A 7,120-nucleotide genomic window follows, 5' to 3' on the forward strand; every position below is an offset into this window, starting at 1 on the left:
GATCAGCCGGCGCGACTGCCCGGGTTGCAGGTCACCCCGGTGGCGTGCACCGGGCAGTAGCCGTTCGGGTTCGCGTCGAGGTACTGCTGGTGGTAGTCCTCGGCGTAGTAGAAGGTGTCCGTCGGGATGATCTCGGTGGTGATCGGGCCGTATCCGGCGGCCGCGAACTCGGGTGCGAAGGCGTCCCGGACGGCTTCGGCGCGACGGGCCTGGTCCTCGTTCTGCGGGAAGATCGCCGAGCGGTACTGGGTGCCGCGGTCGTTGCCCTGGCGGAAGCCCTGCGTCGGGTCGTGATTCTCGAAGAAGATCCGCAGGATGTCCTCGTAGCTCAGCTGGGTGGGGTCGTAGACCACCCGGACCGATTCGGCGTGCCCGGTGCGTCCCGAACATGCCTCTTCGTAGGTCGGGTTCGGCGTGTAGCCGCCGGCATATCCAGCGGCGGTGTTGAGTACGCCGGGCGTGTTCCAGAACAGCTTCTCGGCGCCCCAGTAACAACCCAGCGCGAGCACCGCCACCTCGGCGCCCTCCGGCACCCGGTCGATCCGGTGCCCGAAGACCCGATGGAAGAAGGGCTGCCGCAGGACGGGCGTCTCGCGTCCGGGCAGCGCAACCCGCGGATCGACCATGGTCGGTTTGGTGAACAGCATGCTTGGCCTCCTGGCAGATGCAACCGCGACGGGCCGTCCGGCATTCCTCAGCCGGCCCAAGCCGCCAGGGTCGCGCCGACCTTGTCGAACACGACCCGTGGTGAGTTCGACTTGTAGCTGCCGAGCATAGAGAAGGTGTACGTCCGCCCGGTCTTGTCGGTGACGTAGCCGCTGAGTGCGGTCACGCCGCTGAGCGTGCCGGTTTTGGCGCGCAGATTGTTCTGCGCGGCGGTGCCGACCATCCGGTCGGTGAGTGTGCCGCCGATCGCCGGGTCGGGATTGCCGGCGACCGGAAGCGCGTCGCGGAAGGTGCCGAACCACCCACGGGTGCGGGCGTACTGCAGCACGCGGACGATGACCCGTCCGGTCAGCCGGTTGGTGTGCGCCAAACCGGAGCCGTCCACGATGCGCACCGTCGACGGCACGCTCTGGGTCGTCTTCAGCCACTTCAGGACGCGCGCCGAACCGGCCGCCCAGGTCCCCGCCTTGTTGCCGGTGCGTCCCATGGTCTTGATCAGGTGCTCGGTCATGCCGTTGTTGGAGGGCTTCATCAGCAACCCGACGATCGTGCTCAGCGGCACCGAGGTGTCGGACGCCAGCCGCACCCGCGTCTTCGGGGTGCTGCCGATGGTGGCGGTGCCGTCCACCGCTACACCGAGCGAGCGCAGCATGCCGGTGAAGACGTGCGCCGCGTACCCGGCCGGTTTGCTGATGGTGATCACCGCGCTGGCCTTCGAGCGCTTGAGTGCGACCCGGCCCGACACGGTGATCGTGTTGCCCGAGCGGCGCAGGCTGATCGCGGCGCCGCTGCCGGCCTTCTTCGTGGTGGTCTTGTTGACCAGCTTCACGTACCCGCTGGCCAGCGCCGGGACGACCCCGAGCACCGCCTTCTTGCCGGCCTTCGAACCCGGCTTGTAGCTGACGTTGATGGTGCCGACCCGCAACGCCGAGGTCGGCGACAGCGTCAGCCCGGAGATCTGGGCGGCGTAGGCGGAGTTCTGGTCGACGGGGTTCCAGTAGTTGTTGTACTTGTCGTTGTCGAAGAACCCGCCGTCGCCGATCACCGAACCGGTGACCCGCCGGACGCCGGACGCCTTCACCTGTGCGGCCAACGACTTCAGATCGGATTCGCGCAGCGTCGGATCGCCATTGCCGCGCAGATAGAGCCGGCTGACCGTGCCGCTGCCGGTGGGTGCGCTGGGCGCGAACACCTCGGTGCTGAACCTCGCGTCCGGTCCGAGTACGTCGAGGGCCGCGGCGGAGGTGAGCAGCTTCATGTTCGACGCCGGCTTCAGCGCGGTGGTGGCCTTCGTGGTGAACAGTTCGGTGCCGCTCGCCGTATCGGCGACGACGGCGCCGACGGTGGCCTTGGCGGCACGGGAGTCCTTCAGGACCTCGGTGACCTTGGCGGCCAGCGCGTCGTCGTTGACCGCCGACGGCACGGTGGGAATGGCGTGCGCGGCGTCAGGGGTGACGACCAGCGCGAGACTGCACAGGGTGAGGACGGCGGTAAGCACGCCGCGGCGCGTTCGAGACATCGGGAGCTCCAGGGGGTGGGGGCCCGCCCACCATGACACAGCCGTCCGACGACTCGCCAGGCCGCCCGCCTCAGCTCAGGGCCGGCAACTCCCAGTTGATCGGGTCGGCGCCCTGGGCGACCAGCGCGGCGTTGGCCCGACTGAACGGACGCGAGCCGAAGAAACCGGAGCGGGCCGACAACGGCGAAGGATGCGGCGAAGCGATCACCGGGACGTCGCCCAGCATCGGCTGCAGGTTCTGCGCGTCCCGGCCCCACAGGATCGCGACCAGCGGGCCGCCGCGGCTGGCCAGCGCCTCGATGGCGCACTGGGTGACCTCCTCCCAGCCCTTGCCGCGATGCGACCCCGGGGCGCCCGGACGGACCGTCAGCACCCTGTTCAGCAGCAGCACGCCCTGATCGAACCAGCCGCTCAGATCGCCATGGACGGCCGGCGGAATGTCCAGATCGGTGGACAACTCGGCATAGATGTTGGCCAATGACCGAGGCAGCGGCCGGACGTCCGGCGCCACCGAGAACGACAACCCGACGGCATGGCCCGGGGTGGGGTAGGGATCCTGCCCGACGATCAACACCCGGACGCCGGACAGCGGCCGGCTGAACGCCCGCAGCACGTTGGGGCCGCTCGGGAAGTAGCCGCGTCCGGCGGCGATCTCGGCGCGCAGGAAGTCGCCCATGGACGCCACCCGGCCGGCGACCGGCGCGAGTGCTTGCGCCCAGTCCGGGGCGATGAGTTCAGCCAACGGTTTCGGGTTCACTGTTCCTCCTGTCCAGCCGTGCCGGGATGAGCGCGGCGGCCACCGCACCCGCCAACAGAATGGCGGCACCCGAGCCGAATGCGGCACCCATTCCCCAACTGTCGGCCAACACGCCCGCGGCGAGCGGACCGAGGATCGAACCCAGGTCACCCGCCATGGAATAGATCGCGACCGGCTGGCTGCCGGCGTCCTTGGCCGCATCGCCCAGCGCGGCGGTGGGCGCGGTGCCGAGGGCGGCGGCGCCGACGCCGTAGACGCAGAGCAGCACGATCAGCAGCTGCATATTGGGTGCGAACGGAGTGGCCAGCGTCGATGCCGCCGCCAGCAACCCGCCGACGACCATCACCGGACGGCGTCCGAGCGTGTCCGTGGCGCGTCCGGCGGCCGGCAGCGCGGCGGTCTGCGCGATGGCGGCGATCGCGAACGCGATGCCGGCCCACGACGGATCGGATCCCAACGCGCCCACCACCAGCAGCGGCACCAGCGCCGACCGGACGCCGAAGCTCTGCCAGCCCTGCCCGAAGCTCATCAGGCAGGCGGCGCGGAACCGGCTGTCGGCGATCACCTCGCGCAACGATCGGGACGGGGCGACGGCAGCTGCCTCGGCCATCCCCGGCGGGTCATGCAGCTGGCTGAACGCGATCGCACCCGCAACAACCAGGGTGCCGGCGTAGAAGTAGAACGGCGCGGTCAGTGACACGGTCGCCAGCAGACCGCCGATCGCCGGCCCGGCCATTCCGCCGAGCAGGAAGCCACCCTGGTACAGCCCGCTCGCCCGGCCGCGTAGCTCCGGTCCGACGCTGGCCAGCAGCAGCGCGGTGGCCGAGATGGTGAACATCGCCGAACCGAGCCCGCCGATCGCCCGCCACAGCAGCAGTTCCCAGTAACTGCCGGCCAGGCCGCACAACGCCGACGATGCCCCGACGATCCACATGCCGATGCCGATCGTCCGGCGATGACCGATCCGGTCCGAGATGCGCCGGCAGAACGGGCTGATCGCCAGCCGCATGCCGGCGAACGCCGACACCACTAGGCCGATCATGAAGTTCGTCACCCCGAACGAGGCGGCGAAGATCGGCAACACCGGGATCATCACGCCGAACCCGACGGCCACGAAGAAGGCGGCGACCGCGAGCATCACCACGGTGCGTGGCAACGGCGTCCGCAGCGTCCATTTCACTCGAGCCAACTTAACGGACTCGCGTCGTCGGGCTGAACCTCGACCGTCAGCCCGGACCGGACATGTTGGCTATCGGGCAAGTGTCTGAAATCGACCCCAGAGACGAGGAGCTTGTCGTCACTGCTGAAGCGTTCCCGGCCGTCTCCGGTAGCGACTCTGGGGTCGATTTCAGACCAACTTGCGAGTACGTCGGGGTGAACCGGGCCGACGGTGCCGTGCACAGGCAAGGACTCACCCAAGGGAAGCGCTGCTCATTCACGTCATCCCGGGCTCCGACCCGGGATCTCAACGTGGGAGAGATCCTGGATCAAGTCCGGGATGACGATGGGGGGCTTTGGTCAGCGTTTCCCCAGTCGATCCGGAACCCGGGCGGGCTCGAGATCGGGCTGCCTACTCAGCCGATGGTGACGGTGATCCGGTGCAGGCCGCTGGCGCCGTCCGGGAAGGGCGGGGCGACCTGCTCCGACTGCGGGGTGCCGCGGTCGTCGACCAGCCGGCTCTCCAGCGTGTGCTGCCCGGGGGCGGCGGGCCAGCTGAACCGCCACTGCCGCCAGTAGTCGATCCCGGCGTCCGGGCCGATGGTGGCGTCCTGCCATTCCGCCTCGTCGATGCGGACCTGCACCCGGGCCACGCCGATCTGCTGCGCCCACGCCGTACCGGCGACGGTCACGGTCCCGGCGGGCAGGTGGGACAGGTGACGGGGCACGTCGATCCGGCTGGACGGCTTCACCGGCCCGCGCTCGGCCCAGCCGCGGGCCGTCCAGTAGGCGGCCTGCTGGGCGTAGGTGGTGAGTGTCATCCGGGTGAGCCATTTGGTTGCGCCCACGTAGCCGTACAGCCCCGGCGTGATGAGCCGCGCGGGAAACCCGTGCTCGGCGGGCAACGGACGGCCGTTGATGCCGATCGCGACCAGCGCGTCCCGCTCGTCGAGCAGCGCCTGCACCGGTGTGCTGACCGTGAAGCCGTCCACCGATCGGCTGAGCACCTGATCCGCTTCGGGCCGGACGCCGGCACGCTCCAGCAGGTCGCGGGTCCGGACGCCGAGCCAGCGGGCACCGCCGATGTACGGTCCGCCCACCTCGTTGCTGACACAGTTCAGCGTGATGTCGCGCTCGATCACCGGCAGCGCCGTCAACTCGTCCCAGCTGAGGCTGAACGGACGCTCCACCAACCCGTCGATGTCGAGCCGCCAAGTGCCGACATCCACGCCCGGAACGAGCAGGTTGACGTCCACCCGGTAGAAGTCGGACGCCGGCGTCACCCACGGCGACAAACCCGGCACGTCGAAGCCGGCAGGCAGCGCCCGCAGGGCCGGGGACGCCTTCGGAAGCACAACGTCGGTCGCGATCCGGGCCCGATCGGCGAACCACTGCCCGGTGACCACCGCGACAGCGCTCGAACCGCCGACCACCCCGGCGCCGGCCAGGAAGGCACGGCGTGGCATGGCGCGCGGTGTGCCGTCCGGCTGACCGGGAGCGGACGGCAATAGAGGTGCCCGGGGCAGCAGCCATCCCAGAACGGTTCCGCTGACGATGCCGGCCACCACGGACGGCAGCGCACCCAGCGTCGTGGACACCGTCGAACCCGACGCCGCAGACGTTGCCGCGATACCACCGAGCACAGCCAGAACGGCCGGCACCGCCCAGATCAACCCGCGACGCCGGAAGGCCACGAGGCCGGTCACCGCGCCGACGCCCAATGTCACCAGAACCACGCCGGTCACGAGAATCGGCTTGTCAGCGGTGCCGAAGGTGGCCACCGCCCAGTCCTTGACGGGAGTGGGCGCCAGATCGATGAGCCGGCTGCCGACCGCCAATGCCGGGGAAGCCCCGGGGGCGACCAGACCGGCAACCAGGTGCCCGGCGGCCAACCCGCCCAGCATCGCGAGAACGCCCGCTGTCACGGCCCGCAGACGCGTGGCCTGCTGTCGGTCGGCGCTCATGGCGCCCCCTTCCGCCCGGCCTGGCCTCCGCGCGGGCCGTGGCCCTCCACAGTAGGAGGCTCCGCCGCCGAGACAAAGGGCAGTGACTAAGCTGGCGGCTACCCCACGAAAGGACGGGTGCGTGGCATTCAGTCTCTTCCGTCGTCCGCGCCGTCGCCCGGCGCTGCCGGCGCGGATCGCCGAACCGCAGGTGGTGGTCGTCGAACCGGCCACCGAATCCACCGAGGATCGCATTCCGCAAGGTGTCCGGACGGCCGCCGGCTGGGCCTGGCGAGCCCTGGTCCTCGCCGCCCTGGTCTGGGGCGTCGGCTGGCTGCTGTCGGAATTCTCCGGAGTCACCGTGCCGCTGGCCATCGCCTTCCTGATGACGGCGCTGTTGGCTCCGATCGTCCACCGGCTCAAGGAATGGCGTTGGCACCCGCTGCTCGCCGCCGCGAGCGGTCTGCTGGTGATGGTGCTGGTCATGGTGGCGATCGGCTGGGGCATCGGTGCGACGGCCGCCCGGCAGGCACCGGAGTTGGTCGATCAGACCGTCGCCGGCTTCAACGCCTTCATGCAATGGCTGGCCGGCGATCCGCTGCACATCGACCAGGAGCAGATCAACGGCTGGATGACCTCGGTCACCGCCTGGATCTCCGACTCGCGGGCACTGCTCGCCGGGTACGCGGCGAAGATCGGCGCCTCGGTGGGCCACTTCTTCGCCGGCATCGCCATCGCGATGATCGCCACCTTCTTCTTCCTCGCCGAGGGCGAGCATCTGTGGAAGGGGTTCGTCGGCATCATGCCGGCGCGCTACCAGGATTCGACGGACGCCGCGGCGAATCGCGGCTGGGCGTCCCTGGTCAGCTACATGCGCGCCCAGGTGATCGTCTCGGCCGTCGACGCGGCCGGCGTCGCGATCATCGCCGCCATCATCGGCGTGCCGATGGCCCTGGCGCTGTTCGCGCTGACCTTCGTGGTCTGCTTCGTGCCGGTCGTCGGCGCGGTGATCGCCGGGACCGTGGCCACCTCGCTGGCGCTGATCACCCACGGCTGGGTGGCGGCGTTGATCATGCT

At 69.9% G+C, this 7,120-nt stretch carries 6 protein-coding genes; 1 reads left to right on the forward strand and 5 read right to left on the reverse strand.

Translation table 11 applies throughout. The features are described from left to right. Positions 1 to 2: 2 nt before the first annotated feature. From msrA to Q0066_RS11005, 5 genes are all read right to left on the reverse strand, one after another. Entirely contained in the window at positions 3 to 647 is a 645-nt protein-coding gene (gene msrA, locus Q0066_RS10985) for a peptide-methionine (S)-S-oxide reductase MsrA (protein ID WP_298132840.1), read from the reverse strand. A gap of 47 nt (positions 648 to 694) precedes the next feature. After that, positions 695 to 2,185, reverse strand: a complete 1,491-nt coding sequence (dacB, locus tag Q0066_RS10990) for a D-alanyl-D-alanine carboxypeptidase/D-alanyl-D-alanine-endopeptidase (RefSeq protein ID WP_298132842.1) — start codon at positions 2,183 to 2,185, stop codon at positions 695 to 697. 70 nt (positions 2,186 to 2,255) lie between these two features. Next, positions 2,256 to 2,942, reverse strand: coding sequence for a uracil-DNA glycosylase (locus Q0066_RS10995; RefSeq protein ID WP_298132844.1), 687 nt, complete (start codon positions 2,940 to 2,942; stop codon positions 2,256 to 2,258). Further along, positions 2,920 to 4,122, reverse strand: a complete 1,203-nt coding sequence (locus Q0066_RS11000) for an MFS transporter (protein WP_298132846.1) — start codon at positions 4,120 to 4,122, stop codon at positions 2,920 to 2,922. The genes Q0066_RS10995 and Q0066_RS11000 overlap by 23 nt, the downstream gene beginning before the upstream one ends. Before the next feature lie 394 nt (positions 4,123 to 4,516). Next, positions 4,517 to 6,064 (reverse strand): molybdopterin-dependent oxidoreductase, encoded by a 1,548-nt coding sequence (locus tag Q0066_RS11005; protein ID WP_298132848.1) that lies wholly within the window; start codon positions 6,062 to 6,064, stop codon positions 4,517 to 4,519. 121 nt (positions 6,065 to 6,185) lie between these two features. On the opposite strand from Q0066_RS11005, the gene Q0066_RS11010 reads away from it, so the two are divergent. Further along, positions 6,186 to 7,120: AI-2E family transporter (locus tag Q0066_RS11010; protein WP_298132849.1), on the forward strand; the 935-nt coding region annotated here is incomplete at its 3' end.

This window comes from Micropruina sp. (assembly GCF_027492755.1).
Classification (GTDB): domain Bacteria; phylum Actinomycetota; class Actinomycetes; order Propionibacteriales; family Propionibacteriaceae; genus Micropruina.

Excerpts from the sequence above, each read along its gene's own strand:
- Q0066_RS11005 (WP_298132848.1), bottom strand. The coding sequence starts at position 6,064 with ATGAGCGCCGACCGACAGCAGGCCACGCGTCTGCGGGCCGTGACAGCG.
- msrA (WP_298132840.1), bottom strand. The coding sequence starts at position 647 with ATGCTGTTCACCAAACCGACCATGGTCGATCCGCGGGTTGCGCTGCCC.
- dacB (WP_298132842.1), bottom strand. The coding sequence starts at position 2,185 with ATGTCTCGAACGCGCCGCGGCGTGCTTACCGCCGTCCTCACCCTGTGC.